The organism is Sporosarcina highlanderae, from assembly GCF_030433715.1.
Lineage (GTDB): Bacteria > Bacillota > Bacilli > Bacillales_A > Planococcaceae > Sporosarcina > Sporosarcina highlanderae.
In genome coordinates this window covers 178,721-196,025 of sequence record NZ_JAROCC010000001.1, presented here as the reverse complement: position 1 = coordinate 196,025, position 17,305 = coordinate 178,721, and the positions used below count along the sequence as shown (strand labels likewise).

Annotated in this window: 19 protein-coding genes; all 19 read left to right on the top strand. The window is 45.3% G+C overall.

The window, feature by feature from the left end; all coding sequences use genetic code 11:
- Positions 1-114 precede the first annotated feature (114 nt).
- The 19 genes from rho to atpE all read left to right on the top strand — a co-directional run bounded on the left by rho (position 115) and on the right by atpE (position 17,094).
- Complete coding sequence (gene rho, locus P5G49_RS00805) at positions 115-1,398, top strand: transcription termination factor Rho (protein WP_301241561.1); 1,284 nt, start codon at positions 115-117, stop codon at positions 1,396-1,398.
- Between the two features lie 181 nt (positions 1,399-1,579).
- Positions 1,580-1,795, top strand: a complete 216-nt coding sequence (gene rpmE, locus P5G49_RS00800; protein ID WP_147054073.1) for a 50S ribosomal protein L31 — start codon at positions 1,580-1,582, stop codon at positions 1,793-1,795.
- Positions 1,796-1,983: 188 nt separating this feature from the next.
- Positions 1,984-2,586 (top strand): thymidine kinase, encoded by a 603-nt coding sequence (locus P5G49_RS00795; RefSeq protein WP_301241560.1) that lies wholly within the window; start codon positions 1,984-1,986, stop codon positions 2,584-2,586.
- 123 nt (positions 2,587-2,709) lie between these two features.
- A complete protein-coding gene (locus tag P5G49_RS00790) occupies positions 2,710-3,687 on the top strand; it encodes a VanW family protein (RefSeq protein WP_301241559.1) in 978 nt (325 codons plus the stop codon).
- Positions 3,688-3,911: 224 nt separating this feature from the next.
- Complete coding sequence (gene prfA / locus P5G49_RS00785) at positions 3,912-4,988, top strand: peptide chain release factor 1 (RefSeq protein WP_301241558.1); 1,077 nt, start codon at positions 3,912-3,914, stop codon at positions 4,986-4,988.
- Positions 4,981-5,832: a peptide chain release factor N(5)-glutamine methyltransferase gene (gene prmC, locus P5G49_RS00780; RefSeq protein ID WP_301241557.1), complete on the top strand. Its 852-nt coding sequence runs from the start codon at positions 4,981-4,983 to the stop codon at positions 5,830-5,832. Before prfA ends, prmC begins: the two co-directional genes overlap by 8 nt.
- A gap of 43 nt (positions 5,833-5,875) precedes the next feature.
- Positions 5,876-6,469, top strand: coding sequence for a stage II sporulation protein R (locus tag P5G49_RS00775; RefSeq protein ID WP_301241556.1), 594 nt, complete (start codon positions 5,876-5,878; stop codon positions 6,467-6,469).
- Positions 6,470-6,531: 62 nt separating this feature from the next.
- On the top strand, positions 6,532-7,566 hold the full coding sequence (locus P5G49_RS00770) for an L-threonylcarbamoyladenylate synthase (RefSeq protein WP_301241555.1): 1,035 nt from the start codon (positions 6,532-6,534) through the stop codon (positions 7,564-7,566).
- An 83-nt stretch (positions 7,567-7,649) separates the two neighbouring features.
- Positions 7,650-8,147, top strand: coding sequence for a manganese efflux pump (locus P5G49_RS00765; protein ID WP_301241861.1), 498 nt, complete (start codon positions 7,650-7,652; stop codon positions 8,145-8,147).
- A 47-nt stretch (positions 8,148-8,194) separates the two neighbouring features.
- Positions 8,195-8,638: a low molecular weight protein arginine phosphatase gene (locus tag P5G49_RS00760; protein WP_301241554.1), complete on the top strand. Its 444-nt coding sequence runs from the start codon at positions 8,195-8,197 to the stop codon at positions 8,636-8,638.
- Positions 8,639-8,762: 124 nt separating this feature from the next.
- Positions 8,763-9,200, top strand: a complete 438-nt coding sequence (gene rpiB / locus P5G49_RS00755) for a ribose 5-phosphate isomerase B (protein WP_301241553.1) — start codon at positions 8,763-8,765, stop codon at positions 9,198-9,200.
- 19 nt (positions 9,201-9,219) lie between these two features.
- Positions 9,220-9,783, top strand: coding sequence for a TIGR01440 family protein (locus P5G49_RS00750; RefSeq protein WP_301241550.1), 564 nt, complete (start codon positions 9,220-9,222; stop codon positions 9,781-9,783).
- A 130-nt stretch (positions 9,784-9,913) separates the two neighbouring features.
- Complete coding sequence (gene glyA / locus P5G49_RS00745; RefSeq protein WP_301241548.1) at positions 9,914-11,167, top strand: serine hydroxymethyltransferase; 1,254 nt, start codon at positions 9,914-9,916, stop codon at positions 11,165-11,167.
- A 494-nt stretch (positions 11,168-11,661) separates the two neighbouring features.
- On the top strand, positions 11,662-12,633 hold the full coding sequence (locus tag P5G49_RS00740; RefSeq protein ID WP_363322150.1) for a nuclease-related domain-containing protein: 972 nt from the start codon (positions 11,662-11,664) through the stop codon (positions 12,631-12,633).
- Positions 12,634-13,216: 583 nt separating this feature from the next.
- A complete protein-coding gene (upp, locus tag P5G49_RS00735) occupies positions 13,217-13,846 on the top strand; it encodes a uracil phosphoribosyltransferase (RefSeq protein WP_301241546.1) in 630 nt (209 codons plus the stop codon).
- 54 nt (positions 13,847-13,900) lie between these two features.
- Positions 13,901-15,001, top strand: coding sequence for a non-hydrolyzing UDP-N-acetylglucosamine 2-epimerase (gene wecB / locus P5G49_RS00730; RefSeq protein ID WP_435877169.1), 1,101 nt, complete (start codon positions 13,901-13,903; stop codon positions 14,999-15,001).
- Positions 15,002-15,694: 693 nt separating this feature from the next.
- Entirely contained in the window at positions 15,695-16,069 is a 375-nt protein-coding gene (locus tag P5G49_RS00725) for an ATP synthase subunit I (RefSeq protein ID WP_301241543.1), read from the top strand.
- A gap of 29 nt (positions 16,070-16,098) precedes the next feature.
- The gene (atpB, locus tag P5G49_RS00720) at positions 16,099-16,809 is read left to right on the top strand and encodes a F0F1 ATP synthase subunit A (RefSeq protein WP_301241541.1); all 711 of its coding nucleotides are present in this window, start codon (positions 16,099-16,101) and stop codon (positions 16,807-16,809) included.
- Positions 16,810-16,881: 72 nt separating this feature from the next.
- Positions 16,882-17,094 carry a F0F1 ATP synthase subunit C gene (gene atpE / locus P5G49_RS00715; protein WP_060209511.1) on the top strand — a complete coding sequence of 71 codons (213 nt, stop codon included), beginning with the start codon at positions 16,882-16,884 and terminating at the stop codon, positions 17,092-17,094.
- The last annotated feature ends 211 nt before the right edge of the window (positions 17,095-17,305 follow it).

The following is a 17,305-nucleotide window of genomic DNA, read 5'->3' as shown; positions in this document are numbered from 1 at the left end:
AAGCCTCAAAGCCCGGCAAATAGCCGGGCACCCTTCTATTCATTGATTTCCTGCCTAATAAAGAAAGACAACCTCATAAACTAAAATCAAATAAAGAGTGGTGCTGAAATTACTATGTCGATTCTAACAATTAGCAGTTTAGAAAATATGACGTTAAAAGAGCTTTACGAGCTTGCAAGACAATACAAGATTTCCTATTACAGCAAGCTAACAAAAAAAGAACTGATCTTTTCAATTCTTAAATCCAGGGCCGAACAAGAAGGGTTCTTCTTCATGGAAGGCGTTCTTGAAATCATCCAGTCAGAAGGATACGGCTTCCTTCGCCCGATCAACTACTCACCAAGTTCCGAGGACATTTACATTTCTGCTTCCCAAATCAGACGCTTCGACTTGCGAAACGGTGATAAAGTAACCGGAAAAGTACGACCACCTAAAGAGAATGAACGTTATTATGGACTTCTTCAAGTAGAAGCCGTCAACGGAGAAGACCCAGAAGTCGCACGCGAACGCGTCCATTTCCCAGCATTGACACCTCTTTACCCTGATCGCCATATCCGCCTTGAAACGACACCACAGAAATTATCGACACGGATCATGGATCTCGTATCACCAGTCGGTTTCGGTCAACGTGGACTTATCGTTGCACCACCAAAAGCCGGTAAAACAATGTTGCTGAAGGAAATTGCAAACGCAATCACGACAAATCACCCGGATACAGAACTGATTGTCCTCCTCATCGACGAACGACCAGAAGAAGTTACCGACATCGAACGTTCCGTCAATGCCGATGTCGTCAGTTCCACATTCGATGAAGTCCCTGAAAACCACGTCAAAGTTGCCGAGCTCGTCCTTGAACGCGCCATGCGCCTTGTCGAACATAAACGAGATGTCGTCATTCTAATGGATTCAATCACAAGACTTGCACGAGCATACAACCTCGTCATTCCGCCAAGCGGCCGGACACTCTCCGGAGGGATTGACCCAGCGGCATTCCACCGCCCGAAACGCTTCTTCGGTGCGGCGCGTAACCTTGAAGAAGGCGGAAGCCTAACAATCCTTGCCACTGCCCTAATCGACACCGGCTCAAGAATGGACGAAGTCATCTACGAGGAATTCAAAGGAACCGGTAACATGGAACTCCATCTCGATCGCAGTCTCGCAGAACGCCGAATCTTCCCGGCTCTCGACATCCGTCGCTCCGGAACAAGAAAAGAAGAATTGCTCATCCCAAGCAACCAGCTTGAAAAACTATGGGCCATCCGCAAAACGTTTTCCGACGCATCCGATTTCGCAGAACGCTTCCTGAAAAAACTGCGCCAATCCAAATCCAACGAAGAATTCTTCGAAAAACTAAACGAAGAAATGAAAGCTCATCGGAATGGAAAAGGATTGCTGTAAACTAAATTATAATAAAATGCTTGCGCAGGACGAACACATTTGTTATAATCTTTAAGTGTGGTTTTACCACCATCTGCTGCATATGCGGTTGACATACACGGACCGTGTAAGGCATCAGTCTTATGCAATACCTACAATAATACTCTGTTCCAGATGGTTCAGGGCGAGAGGAGAGAGACCGATGAGAGCAGGAATTCATCCAAATTACAAACTTGCAAAAGTTACTTGTTCATGTGGCAACACATTCGAAACAGGTTCTGTAAAAGAGGACATTCGCGTAGAAGTTTGTTCAGAATGCCATCCATTCTACACTGGACGCCAAAAATTCGCTGCAGCGGACGGACGTATCGACCGCTTCAACAAGAAATACGGCTTCAAAGAAGAAGGACAAGAATAAGACTCATCCCACCCGGCGGACCACCATCCGCCGGGTTTTATATTGCATAAATCAGTCTATAACACATTCCGCCAATAAATAAAAGACGTCAATTCCATTCAAATTTAATGTATGATAGACATTCCACGATGTACATTCCAATAAAAAAAGCACTTTACATAGAGCGACCAAGTGAAAGGGGAAACAATATGTACGTAACAATGCAAGGCGGCTGGATCGAAGTAATTTGTGGGAGCATGTTCTCAGGCAAATCGGAGGAATTGATTCGCCGTGTGCGCCGCGCACAATTCGCCAAACAGAAAATCGCAGTTTTCAAGCCCGAGATAGATGATCGGTATAGCGAGGAAGCGGTAGTCAGCCATAACGGCACGACAGTAATCGCAACACCTGTCGCTGAGTCAACTCAAATCGAGCAATTCGTGAAAGACGACTACGATATCATCGCAATCGATGAAGCCCAATTTTTCGACGAAGGCATCGTTGATGTCGTCATGGATTTAGCCGATCGCGGATTCCGTGTCATCATCGCTGGTCTTGACCAAGACTTCCGCGGCGAACCATTCGGCCCGATGCCACAACTTATGGCAGTCGCTGAAAACGTCACAAAACTACAGGCTGTCTGCACCGTTTGCGGCTCACCTGCAAGCAGAACGCAACGCCTGATCAATGGCGAACCTGCTGGCTACGACGATCCTATCATCCTCGTTGCCGCATCAGAAGCATACGAAGCAAGATGCCGAAAGCACCACGAAGTGCCGAACGGCGTGACAGCACACATTGCAGCTGAATAATCCTAAAGGCAACATGGACAAACCATGTTGTCTTTTTAATTTAATTCATAAAATCAATGAAAACAAACACACTAATCCAAAGCCTTGAATAAGTTATTCAATGTGAAAGGCAGGAGATAGTTTGTGGAAAAGTGGATAACTGTAGTTATTATTCTTCTCTTTTCAATTGGCCTAACGGGCTGTCAAAATCACACAGTCGAAGAAACACCGATTGCATCAGCCGAAATGCCGCAGCCAAAAAAGACATACAGCTACACGTTTGAACGGGAGCCGGATGATGTAACGTTAATTGACCCGAACACATCTGAAATCATCCATACCATTACTCCACATGAACAAGGATATGGATTGGATAACGAAACATACAGAAAAGAAATCGAAAATCTTGCGAAAAAGCTTGCAAGGGGAACTCTGAAAGAGCCGGGATACGACCAACGGATGATTCTTGATAGATTAGATGAACAGGGTGGGGTCATAAAAGGAAGCCCTTTAATCCTTCTGAATGAAAAAGAATTGGTCGATCGGATCATGGCGGCATCCGCCGTCGGAGGCAAAGTGGAACTACCTATCACTGTGACAGAAAGCGGGTACGATTCAGCAGATCTACCCCACTTGAACGAAATCGTCATCGCAAGTTACACAACCTATTTTAAAGCGAATCCGAATCGGAGTAAAAACATCGAACTCTCCGCAGCGGCCATCAACAATACAATCGTCGGCAGTGGTGACCATTTTTCATTTAATACAGTCGTCGGCGCACGCGAAGAATCGACCGGTTACAAACCTGCCCCTGAAATCATCCAGGGCGAACTCGTCATGGGGATCGGGGGTGGAGTCTGCCAGACATCCTCAACATTATTCAATGCGTTAGACCAAATTTCCCTCAAAATCTTAGAGCGCCACCATCATTCGCGGGAAATTGGATATGTCCCGAAAGGAAAGGATGCGACCGTTTCCTACGGAGGACTGGATTTCAGATTCCAAAACACAGCTGACGCCCCTTTGCTCATCAAAGCGATCTACGGAAGCGGCGTCCTAACAATCGAACTTAGAACCGCAAAAAAATACAAAGACCACTTCACCCAATTCGATTTGAAATAAATAAAGTTTTTCTGGTACCTGTCCAGCTCCAGGCGCTAGATGCTCGGGTCATAAGTCAAAGCTGCTCTGTGGCAAAAACCGCCACGCCGCATCTTTGCCTTATGCCTGTCGCATCTGTGCAAGCGCCTTACGCTTTTCGATAGCACCAGTTTTTTACTGTATTTCAAGGCTTTTTTCCCGTACAATATACATACTAAAGACTAGAGAAATAAGAGGTGTAAACTATGTTCGAAAGGCTACAAGCCGTTGAGGATCGATATGACCGTTTGAATGAATTGCTGAGCGATCCCGATATCGTGAGTGACATGACCAAATTACGGACCTATTCGAAGGAACAATCCGACCTTCAAGATACAGTCGATGCGTACCGAGAGTACAAGGACGCAACGAAGGAATACAGTAATGCAAAACAAATGTTAGATGAACCACTTGACGATGAAATGAAAGAGCTTGTCAAAATGGAAATTGCCGAGTTAAGCGAACAAATTGAAGAACTTGAAGTCAAACTGAAACTGCTCTTAGTCCCGAAAGATCCGAATGACGACAAAAACGTCATCATGGAAATCCGCGGCGCTGCTGGCGGAGATGAAGCTGCACTTTTCGCTGGCAATCTCTACAGAATGTACAGCCGCTTCGCTGAGATGAACCATTGGAAAGTCGAAGTGATGGACTCGTCACCGACAGAACTTGGCGGCTTCAAGGAAATCATATTCATGATCAACGGTAAAGGCGCGTACTCCAAACTGAAATACGAAAACGGGGCGCATCGTGTACAACGTGTGCCTGAAACCGAATCAGGCGGTCGAATCCATACATCGACTTCAACTGTAGCAGTCCTGCCTGAAGCGGAAGAAGTCGAAATCGACATTCATGAAAAGGACATCCGAACGGACACTTTCGCATCATCCGGTCCGGGTGGACAATCCGTCAACACAACAATGTCCGCCGTCCGCCTGACGCATTTACCGACAGGCATCACAGTATCTTGCCAGGATGAAAAATCGCAGATCAAAAATAAAGAGAAGGCGATGAAAGTCCTGCGCGCCCGCATCTACGACAAATTCATGCAGGAAGCACAAGCTGAATACGATGAAAAACGGAAATCAGCCGTTGGTACAGGGGACCGGTCGGAACGGATCCGCACATACAACTTCCCGCAAAACCGTGTAACTGACCACCGAATCGGTCTAACTATCCAAAAACTTGACCAAATCATCGAAGGGAAGTTAGATGAAGTGATTGACGCCCTCATCCTTGAAGACCAGGCAAGAAGATTAGAAAGTTTGGATTCCAATGACTGAGAAAATCCATGAAGCACTTAACAAGGCGAAGTCTATGCTCGAGTCAAAGGATCTTGATGCCCACGCCGTACACCTGTTAATGGAACATGTAACAGGCAAATCGGGAGCAACATTGTTAGCCGATTTACGCGAACCTCTGACACCTAAACAGCAGACCGACTTCTATAATAAAACCGAGCAATTATTAACAGGCAAGCCCGTTCAACATATTATCGGCACAGAACAGTTCTACGGACTGTCGTTCGAAGTGAATAAAAATGTACTCATCCCGAGACCTGAAACGGAGGAGTTAGTATTCGGCGTCCTTGAACGATGCCGCGATCTATTCCCTGAAGATGGACGCGTGGCAGATATCGGTACAGGGAGTGGCGCAATCGCGATTGCCATCAAGAAAGAATGGCCCGATGCGTTTGTCGTAGCAACAGATATTAGCGAACCGGCACTTGAAGTCGCAAAGCGAAATGCGAAACACAATGATGCCAAGATTGAATTCCGGCTCGGCAATATAACTGAACCGATTGAGCATGAAAAATGGGATGTCATCATTTCAAACCCTCCGTATATCGCGATGGAAGAATCGAAAGAAATGTCGCGTACGGTTTTAGAGTTCGAACCGCATACTGCACTTTTCGCAGACGATGACGGCCTGTACTTCTATAAAAAACTCGCGAAAAGCCTTCCGCCACTTATGAACAAACCTGCATTGATCGCCGTTGAAATTGGCTATCAGCAAGGGAAGGCGGTCAGTGATTTATTCCAAAAGGCGTTCCCGAAAGATCGGGTTTCAGTGAGAAAAGATTTGAATGGAAAAGATCGAATGATATTTTGTGAGATTCGTGAATAAACCCCTCCGACCCTGGCAACAATGAGGTCAGGAGGGGATCGATATGTTGCAAGACTATGAAATTACTAAACCTACTTTTAAATCTACAAAACGGACAGATAAGATCATGGCGATTGTCGAGTTTATTCTCGTGCTTTTCCTCATCCAGTCCGCTTTGCTTCTTTTTACAGGAAAAGTGGAAGAAGAGGAGTCGTTCAGATTCCGCATTCTTTCACATTCGAACGCACCAGCGGACCAACAGTTGAAACAAGCAATCCAGCAAGAAATCGAGCCGCTTATCCACAATGCAATCTCGCAATCGGCAACGAAGGAAGAGATTGTGGATAACCTTGAGGCGATTGAAGATACAATTATCCACATCGCAAAAACGATTGCCGGTGGACAAGAAGTGAGTCTTGAAAGGAAGGCTGCGCTGTTTCCACCGAAACGTTCAGGCCTATTCATCACTCCGCAAGCCCCGTATGACGCATATATCTTAACGATCGGCAGTGGTCGTGGGGATAATTGGTGGTGTTCGTTGTTTCCGAGAGTCTGTTTTCCGGATAAGCCAGATCAGTCTGTAGAGACTGTGAAGGAAGCGGAAGAGGAAAAGGTCACTTTCTTCGTCTGGGAGTGGATAAAATCATTGTTTGCTTAATAGTTATTCACAGTTGATGTGGATAAGTAGGTTAAAATGTGTATAAACGGGGGTTTTAATTCATGGATACTGAAATAGTTTCAGTGGATAACCATGTGGGTAACTCTTTAAGTTATCAACGAGCTGTGGATATCTTGAAAAATGGGGGAGTCGTCGCCTTTCCGACCGAAACGGTTTACGGTCTCGGTGCTATTGCAACGGATGCCGACGCGGTGCAAAGGATATTTGACGCAAAGGGACGTCCCTCCGACAATCCACTCATCGTACATATTGGCAATAAGGAAGATGTTGATAAATACGTAGTCGACGTGCCGGAAAACGCCAAGAAGCTGATGGATGCGTATTGGCCAGGTCCGTTGACGCTTGTTTTCAATAAACGGCCCGGTGTGATTGCAGAAAATGTCACACCGGGCTTTGAAACGGTTGGCATACGTATGCCGGACCATCCTGTTGCACTTGAACTTTTGCGGAAATTGGACATGCCCCTCGCAGCTCCAAGTGCAAATCGAAGCGGGAAACCGAGCCCTACAGAAGCGGTTCATGTGATGACCGATTTGCAGGGACGGATTCCGTTAATCGTTGACGGAGGACGTACAGGCGTTGGCGTCGAATCGACGGTGCTTGACATGACGACGGTTCCGCCGACGATTTTACGTCCAGGTGGATTGACCCGTGAAATGATCGAGGAATTGGTCGGCCCAGTCCATGCGGAAAGCAAGGTTTCCGGGGAAGATGCACCGAAAGCTCCTGGCATGAAGTATATGCATTACGCGCCGGAATCGCCGCTTTATATCATACAGGCGGATGAAATTGCGATTCAGGAAGCGGTCCAATCTTTGCAAAATGAAGGAAAACGGGTGGCGGTCATCGGCCCGGATGAATTCAGTGTCACAGTCGATGAGGCGGATTGGTATTTTCCGGTCGGACCACTCCGTGATCAAGAGGCGATGGCAGCGAATCTATACGGCGCGATCCGCCAATGCGATTTGACGGATGCCGATGTCATTCTTGCCGCTGAGACGGAATGGACCGGCGTCGGTGCGGCTGTCATGAACCGGCTTCTAAAAGCTGCGGATGGAAAACGGTATACGGATTAATAGAAGGACTAAAACGATATGAATGACCTCTCAATGGAACGCATAAGATGGACAGATGCGGGAGTTGGGAGGTCAATTTATTGGTGGAAATATTCGCTGCATGTATTACGACAATCGATGTAGTCATCGTTTTTTCATTGTTGCGTTTACGAAAAGGAAGGCTGCCGATTGCCATTTGGACAACATTCCTGAATATGCTGCTTCCTTTCCTTGGATTTTTAGTGGGAGATTGGTCAACAGAGATTTTTTCCGTCTGGAGCAGCCTGCTATCAGGAATCCTACTTTCGATGATCGGTATCCATATGATTTTACATGATGACGATAGCAGTGATGCTGTCCGTCATGTTCATCCGGTGCTCATCGCACTTGCAGTCAGTCTCGATACATTTTCCGTCAGCGTCTCTTTCGGAATGCTTCAGTTGAATAAATTCCTATTCGTCTTCTCTTCAGGAATACTTTCATTTGTGTTTTCATGTTCTGCACTTTACTTCGGAAGATATTTAAGCATAAAAAACGGCAAAGTCCTTCGCTGGATCTGTGGCCTATCTTTACTTGCCCTCGGAATCATGTCGCTTTTTTGATGAATATTTCGGAGCCATCAGTTATTCTAATAGGTAGGTGATGAAAAATGAATATTTATTTTATTTGTACAGGAAACACATGCAGAAGCCCGATGGCAGAGGCGATTCTACGATCAAAAGCAGGTGAAGGCATTTCAGTAAAATCCGCAGGGGTGAACGCTTTTGACGGGATACCGATTTCAAGTCACGCTAAAACTTTAATCGAAGCGGAAAATATGCCATATACCCCGAGGTCAAGAGCGGTAACATCAGAAGACCTCGAGTGGGCAGACCTCGTCTTGACGATGACGACATCGCATAAGGCGTTTCTTTTGCATTCATACCCGGAAGTAGCAGCGAAGACGTTTACATTGAAAGAATACGTCATGCAAGCGACATATCCGGATGTCCAAGACCCATATGGCGGCAATTTGGAAATATATCAAGCCACATTTGACGAATTGGACGAAGTGATTGATGGATTGACAAGGAAGTTGTCCGGAATGAATTAAGTCCTTTAAATGGAAATGATTACATAACATTTCACAGCCCGAAATATCAAATCGAGGGCTGTGTTTTTTTATCGAACAATGGTAGAATGACTTGTGAGTAAATTCAAGAAAAGAGGGGACGCAATTGAAAATCGCAATCTCTTCAGATCATGGCGGTAATCGACTTCGCCATGAAATCATGGATCTTTTATCAGAATTAGGATTTGCCTACGTCGACTTCGGACCTGACTCCGATGAATCGGTCGATTATCCCGACTTCGCAGCACCAGTTGCACAAGGAGTCGCCAATGGGGAATTCGATCGTGGCATCCTGATTTGTGGAACAGGCATCGGCATGTCCATCGCTGCAAATAAAGTCAAAGGTGTTCGCTGCGCACTTGTCCACGACATCTTCAGTGCGAAAGCGACGAGAGAGCATAACGACTCGAACGTCCTTGCAATGGGAGAGCGCGTTATCGGACCTGGACTTGCAAGGGAAATCGCGTCAACTTGGCTTGGCACTTCATTCGAAGGTGGCCGCCACGAACGCCGCGTTGCGAAATTAACGGAACTTGAAGGATAAAGCGAGGTGAGCTTTTTCAATGAATGAAGTTTTGAAATTATGGAAGCTACAGCTTGATCAATTGCTAACAGAAATGGCTGAACAGACAACAATCACACCAGGAACTTTCTTCGTCATCGGCTGCTCCACATCGGAAATTGCTGGAAAGCGGATCGGAACAGGCGGCGCTCTTGAAGTCGCTGAAGCCCTATTCGAAACGTTGAATGAATTCGCCAAGCGGCATAAAGTGCATCTTGCTTTCCAAGGCTGCGAACATATCAATCGTGCCTTGACAATCGAACGCGCTGCCGCCGAAAAATTCAATCTCGACAACGTTTCCGTCATCCCGGCAATTCATGCAGGCGGATCGATGTCGACTTATGCATTCGAACATATGAATGATGCCGTCGTCGTTGAGTCCATTCGCGCCAACGCCGGAATCGACATCGGCCAAACTCTGATCGGCATGCACCTCAAACCGGTTGCCGTACCACTTCGCACATCCATCAATAAAATCGGCGATGCGATCGTAACGATTGCGACGACTCGACCGAAACTGATCGGCGGCGAACGGGCGATTTACGCGCGCCCAATGGAAGATTGATTACCGATTTGATTATCGTACAATGAAACGAACGCTTCGCCTCCATCCATTCATTCCGGATGGGAGCGGAGCGTTAAACCGGACAAGCCTTTCATCCGAATATAAATTTAACCAAAAGGGGAAATGAATCATGGATTTAAGCAATGTGAAACGTGAAGATGCAGCAGTATACGAAGCTATCATGGCCGAAAAGAACCGCCAGAACGCAAATATCGAATTGATCGCATCCGAAAACTTCGTCACAGAAGCAGTCATGGAAGCGCAAGGATCGTATTTGACAAACAAATATGCTGAAGGTTATCCGGGCAAGCGCTACTACGGCGGCTGCGAACATGTCGACGTCGTTGAAAACATCGCGCGCGACCGTTTGAAAGAAATCTTCGGCGCAGGACACGCAAACGTGCAAGCCCACTCCGGTGCGCAAGCGAATATGGCTGTTTACTTCACAGTGCTTAAGCCGGGCGACACTGTCCTCGGCATGAACCTTTCCCATGGCGGACACTTGACGCACGGTAGCCCGGTGAACTTCTCCGGAACACTTTATAACTTCGTTGAATACGGAGTGAGCGAAGAAGACCATCGGATCGACTACGAAGACGTCCGTCAAAAAGCGCTCGAGCATAAGCCGAAAATGATCGTTGCAGGTGCAAGCGCGTACCCACGTGAAATCGACTTCGCGAAATTCCGTGAAATCGCGGATGAAGTTGGCGCATACCTAATGGTAGACATGGCCCACATCGCTGGCCTCGTCGCAGTAGGCGAGCACCCGAACCCAGTACCGCACGCACACTTCGTCACATCGACGACGCATAAAACATTGCGAGGTCCACGTGGCGGCTTGATCCTTGTGAATAAAGAATTCTCTGAGGAATTCGGCCGTAAAATCGACAAAACAATCTTCCCTGGAATCCAAGGCGGTCCGTTGATGCACGTAATCGCTGCAAAAGCGGTTGCATTCGGCGAAGCATTGAAGCCAGAATTTAAATCGCATATCCAGCAAGTTAAGAAAAATGCCAAAGCCCTTGCGGAATCCTTGTTGGCTGAAGGTGTCGACATCGTTTCAGGCGGAACCGACAACCACCTATTGCTAATCAATGTGAAATCACTTGGCCTCACAGGCAAAGTCGCCGAACATGTCCTCGACGAAGTCGGCATCACAGTCAATAAAAACACAATTCCATTCGACACGGAAAGCCCATTCGTCACATCCGGCATCCGCGTCGGCACACCAGCCGTCACAACACGCGGCTTCAAAGAAGAAGAAATGAAAGAAGTCGGCTCCATCATCGCCAAGCTTCTAAAGAATCATGAAGACGAAGCAGTTAAAGCTGAAGCCGCTGAAAGAGTTAAAGCATTGACGGATAAATTCCCGTTGTATGCATAATTAATTTGATATGATTGACCCCGTTCTCCTTGGGAGCGGGGTTTTTTTATGGCTGAGAGAGGGGGCTGCGCTCAAGAAAGTGGCTTCCGCGCTCAAGAAAGCCGGTCTCGCGCTCAAGAATTCGTTCCCCGCGCTCAAGAAATTGTTTCTGCGCTCAAGAATTCGTTCCCCGCGCTCAAGAAATTGTTTCTGCGCTCAAGAATTCGTTCCCCGTGCTCAAGAACTTGTTCTCCGCGCTCAAGAAACTAATTCCGCGCTCAAGAATTCGTTCCTCGCGCTCAAGAAACGCCGCCCCGGTGATTATTAAGTCTCCTTCCAACTCAGTGGAAAACCACCTATTAACAGAACTATCGAAACAAGTCAATATAGTTGATTCGAAAAAAACTTAAATAACTCAAAACTCATTTTTGAAAGGCGTTTTCCAACCAAATTACAATTTTAAACCCCAAAAACGGCTTAAACTCGAATTTCCGCCTGTTTGGAAATATTTAGGTGTGGTGATACAATGTCGGCGAGGTGATAATTTGATATATAAAAAACGGAGTGAACCACTGTCGCTACTGGGCCTACAATCACTTGTCAACCGTCTAAACAGGAATAACATTCACTTTAAAAGTATTGAAGAAGATTTAAGGAAGAGAAGGGCAGGATATGGAGGTGAGATGAATTTTGACAAACACATTAATGAATTCCGCCCTTCATACCCATATGGTTTTTTACATGATGTGTGTCTGATGCATAATGGAATCTATTTTCAAATGGATTCAATACTTATCATGCCTGACTGTATAGTGATATTTGAAATAAAAAATCTTGGAGGAATACTAACAGTCAAGGCTAACCCTACACAAATCATTCAAGACAATAATGCGGTTCGAAAAGTTATTCAAAGTCCAATCATTGAACTGGAACGGAAAAAGATATTTATGGATAGGTGGCTAAAAGAACGAGGATTTATCATTCCGATAAAAGGAATGATTGGCCTTGCATACACTAACGAATTATTTATCGAAGGGGAAACAGGAACTGAAATCTCCTTTACGCACGAACTTCCAATAAAACTATACAATCGTTCAATCGAAAAAGAATTACTTAGCAAACAAAAAATCAGCAAAATTGCAAATGAAATAAAAAACGCACATCATGAATATAATCCCTTTCCTCTAACAAAAACCATGAAAATAGTCGCCGAGGAAATAATGCCGGGCGTGATTTGTCCAAGTTGCAATCATATGGGGATGAAGTGGACTCGGAAAAAATGGCACTGTACCAAGTGCTCATACAACGCAACGAATTGTCACCTTCCATTGTTGGATGACTGGTTCTATCTTATTGACAATAAAATAAATAACCGCCAATTCCGTGCATTTTCCCATATCGAAGATCGATCCATTGCAAAAAGGTTACTTAAAAAATCTGACCTAACAATGGTAGGGAAGCGGAGCAGTTCTTTCTATACTAAATAATCATTTTTTTTTGGAAGTACATCAAAGTATCTGGCCTTGCGATAAATTATCCCGAATCCAACCAATACCCTTGTTCAAGGCCAGTCAATGCCTGTCAATATTGCAACTTGCGTCATAGATTCCTTTTCTGGCGCTCAAGAAGTCCACTTCCGCGCCCAAGAAATCGAATCCGCGCTCAAGAAATCTACTCCCGCGCTCAAGAAATCGAATCCGCGCTCAAGAAGTCCACTCCTGCGCTCAAGAAATCAAATCCGCGCTCAAGAAATCAATTCCGTGCTCAAGAAGTCCACTTCCGCGCCCAAGAAATCGAATCCGCGCTCAAGAAATCAAATCCGCGCTCAAGATTCCACCATAGTCGAAGTGCTATTAATTGTCAAAGGCACTTGGCGCAATCCGACAAGGTCAACTAATAGAAGACTCCCGCGGAAAGCGTCCAATCGGAACGGAAATCAGTGAGGTTAACTAATAAAATCCTCAAACAATTCCCCATTCAACAACAACCACCAAATTTCTCACTCCACAATGTCTGAATCTGTAGCTTTCTGTTATAATGTACAGGACATTCCGAAAAGGAGCGAAAGCAATGGCAAAAGTACATGTATTTGATCACCCACTCATCCAGCATAAATTAACACATATTCGAGACATCAACACGGGTACGAAAGAGTTCCGTGAGCTTGTCGACGAAGTGGCGACACTGATGGCTTATGAAATTACACGTGACCTTCCTCTACAAGAAGTGGAAGTGGAAACGCCGGTCCAGACGGCTAAATCGAATGTGTTGGCAGGCAAGAAAATCGGGATTGTACCGATTCTTCGAGCGGGCATCGGCATGGTAGAGGGAATCTTGAACTTAATTCCCGCAGCGAAAGTTGGACATATCGGCTTGTTCCGTGACCCGGAAACACTACAGCCACACGAGTACTTCGTGAAACTACCATCCGACGTGTCTGAGCGTGAATTCATCGTCGTCGACCCGATGCTTGCAACAGGTGGGACGGCGGTTGAAGCTGTGAATTCATTGAAAAAACGCGGTGCGACTAACATCAAATTCATGTGTTTAATCGCAGCTCCTGAAGGTGTAAAAGTATTCACAGATGCACATCCGGACGTTGATGTATTTATTGCTGCAATGGACGAGAAGTTGAATGACCACGGATATATCGTTCCTGGGCTTGGAGATGCAGGAGACCGCCTGTTTGGAACAAAATAATAACAATGAACTAACGGGGAAGGCGTGAATGGTTTGAAACAAAAATGGAAAGTGATGACGATATTTGGTACGAGACCGGAAGCGATTAAAATGGCACCGCTTGTACTTGAGTTGCAAAAACACCCGGAGGAGATCGAATCGATCGTCACCGTGACGGCGCAACATCGTCAAATGCTCGACCAAGTTTTGAATACGTTCGGCATTACACCGGACTATGACCTCAATATCATGAAAGATCGACAAACATTGGTGGATGTCGCGACTCGCGGTCTCGAAGGCCTCGACAAGATCATGAAGGAAGCGCAGCCGGACATCGTACTTGTCCACGGCGATACTTCAACGACATTCATCGGTAGCCTCGCTGCGTTTTACAATAAAATCGCTGTCGGCCACGTCGAAGCCGGACTACGTACTTGGGATAAATTTTCCCCATACCCTGAGGAGATGAACCGCCAGCTAACAGGTGTTATTGCGGATCTACATTTCTCGCCAACGGATAAGTCGGCGCAGAACCTATTAGATGAAGGAAAGCCTGAAGACCGGATCTACATCACAGGAAATACAGCAATCGACGCACTTCAAACAACTGTGCGTGAAGACTATACGCATCCGATTTTCGAGAAAATCGGCGACGACCGTCTCATCCTTCTCACTGCACATAGACGTGAGAACTTGGGCGAGCCGATGCGCAATATGTTCCGTGCCATCAACCGGATTCTTGAAAAGCACCCGGATACGCAAGTCATTTATCCGGTCCATATGAATCCTGCTGTCCGTGAAGTTGCTGACGAACTTTTAGGCGACAACAACCGTGTTCACTTGATCGAACCGCTTGAAGTCGTTGATTTCCACAACTTCGCTGCACGTTCACACATCATCTTGACAGATTCAGGCGGCATCCAGGAAGAAGCTCCTTCCCTCGGCAAACCCGTAATCGTTCTTCGCGATACAACGGAACGTCCGGAAGGAATCGAAGCGGGTACACTGAAACTTGCCGGCACAGACGAAGAAGTTATCTTCAACTTGACGGACACACTTCTTTCTGACGAAACGGAATACAGTGCGATGGCGAAAGCATCCAACCCTTACGGCGACGGACATGCTTCCGAACGGATCGTAAGCGCGTTGAAGGAATATCTTTCTTCATTGAATTAATTTAAATAGCGACCTAAAAGGGGATTTATGCGCTTCGAAAGAATCAAAAACGCATAAATCCCCTAAAAGGCGCATAATTGCTGAAATAAACGCATAACCGCTGACAAATGCGCATAAACGCATCCAAAAACGTATAAACGCCCACAAAAACGCATAAGTCCCAAAAATTCCCGCATAAATATCAACAATCACGTATAAATCCATAAAAAAATGTATAAAATCTGTAAAATGCACATAAAAATCCGCACCATATAATTCCGTGCTATTCATCAATTAATTTCAGGGAATTCCCCTATTGAACTATTTCATTCGCAAATATGGCGATTATTTGACAAGTATATCGCTTTGTGAAGAATTTCACGGGAATCAATTGACATCAAAATGCCCCTATTGTATGCTTACAAAGGGTAAGAATGATAGGGTTTTCATACATAGGGAAAGTGTTTGGATAAACGTTTTCGACATGATTCTATCATCCTCTCACTCTACATCGTTTTGTGGCAGAGAACACTCGTGTAAACTTGTGCCTTGAAGCTGCGACGATTCACTTACAATTTTAGATTTTATTGAATCTCTACTTATGTACAAGCCCGCTTGGGGCAACGGGTGTAGTTCGTGTCCGTTTGATAACTCATTGTACACCCTTTCTGAGTATCGAAAACAGAAAAATATGAATCAGGAGAATCACCCATCATGCATACATTGCGACAAATTTTTAATAGGCAGAAGAAAGCCCTCTTTTTTTTGCTCGCATTGTTCGTCATCGGATGGGCTTTTACTGAATTCAGACCTGTTTTTGGTGGATTAATCTTAGGTTCATTGTTCGGATTGTATAATTTTTGGATACTTGTCCGTAGAATGGATAGATTTAATCAGTCAGTTTCAGAGGGGAAAGAAACAAAGGCAATCGGTGGGACCGCATTGCGATTCGGATCCGGTGTGGCTGCGGCGGCCATTGCGTTGTCGATGCCGGAAGACTTCAATCTGATCAGTACCGTGATCGGACTGATGATTCCTTACATCCTGTTATTGATTGACAGGATTGTAGTCCACGTAAAGCATTTCTAACTGACACGCATAAGGGAGGTGAACGAAACGTGAACCATAAAAATCCGGAGTTTGTTTTTCTCGGATTAAGCTTTAACCCAGCAAACATCCTAATGCTCTTTGTAACATGTCTCATTGTATTTTTAATCGCATTCTTATCTACTCGTAATTTGAAAGTCAAACCTACGGGTATGCAAAACTTCATGGAATGGGTCATGGATTTCGTCAAAGGGATCATCAAGAACAATATGGACTGGAAAACAGGTGGTCGATTCCACGTGCTTGGAATTACCTTAATCATGTTCGTTTTCGTTGCAAATATGCTCGGATTACCATTTGCGGTAATTTGGGACGATTATCTATGGTGGAAATCGCCGACTGCAGATCCTGTCATTACATTGACACTTGCGTCGATGGTTGTTGCACTAACGCATTACTACGGCGTCAAGCAACTTGGTGCGAAGGGATACTTCAAAACGTATCTTCAACCAATGCCATTCTTGGCACCACTTAAAGTCATTGAAGAATTTGCAAACACTTTGACACTCGGTCTACGTCTTTACGGTAATATTTTCGCAGGGGAGATCCTTATCGGACTTCTTGCAACACTTGGGGCTGGCAGTGCATTCGGTCTCGTCGGAGCATTGATCCCGGCACTCGCTTGGCAAGGTTTCTCAGTCTTCATCGGAGCAATCCAAGCATTCATTTTCGTTATGTTAACGATGGTCTACATGGCACATAAAGTCAACACGGACCATTAAACATATATTGCCCCTTTATAGGGTTAGTAAACAAATAATAAAAAACAAGAAATCTTAGGAGGAAAATACACTATGGGTCTTTTAGCAGCAGCACTTGCAGTAGGTTTAGGTGCACTTGGAGCAGGTATTGGTAACGGTTTGATTGTTTCTAAAACAGTAGAAGGTATTGCTCGTCAACCAGAAGCACGCGGTATGCTTCAAACAACAATGTTCATCGGGGTAGCGTTAGTTGAGGCCCTTCCGATCATCGCGACAGTTATCGCGTTCATCGTTATGAACAAATAATCTATAACTCACAACTTTAAAATGGCGAAGAAAGCGTAGATATGCCCTTCGCCATTCATTTATGTAACAATAGACGTTTGAAAAAGTAGTTTGAAGTTGAAAATTAAGAATAATGTTCTTTCTATACTATATCGAAATTGCACTATCGAAATCGAAAATTGACATAAGCTCTTGAAGGGAGTGAAACAATCGTGTTAGGAAATACCTTCAT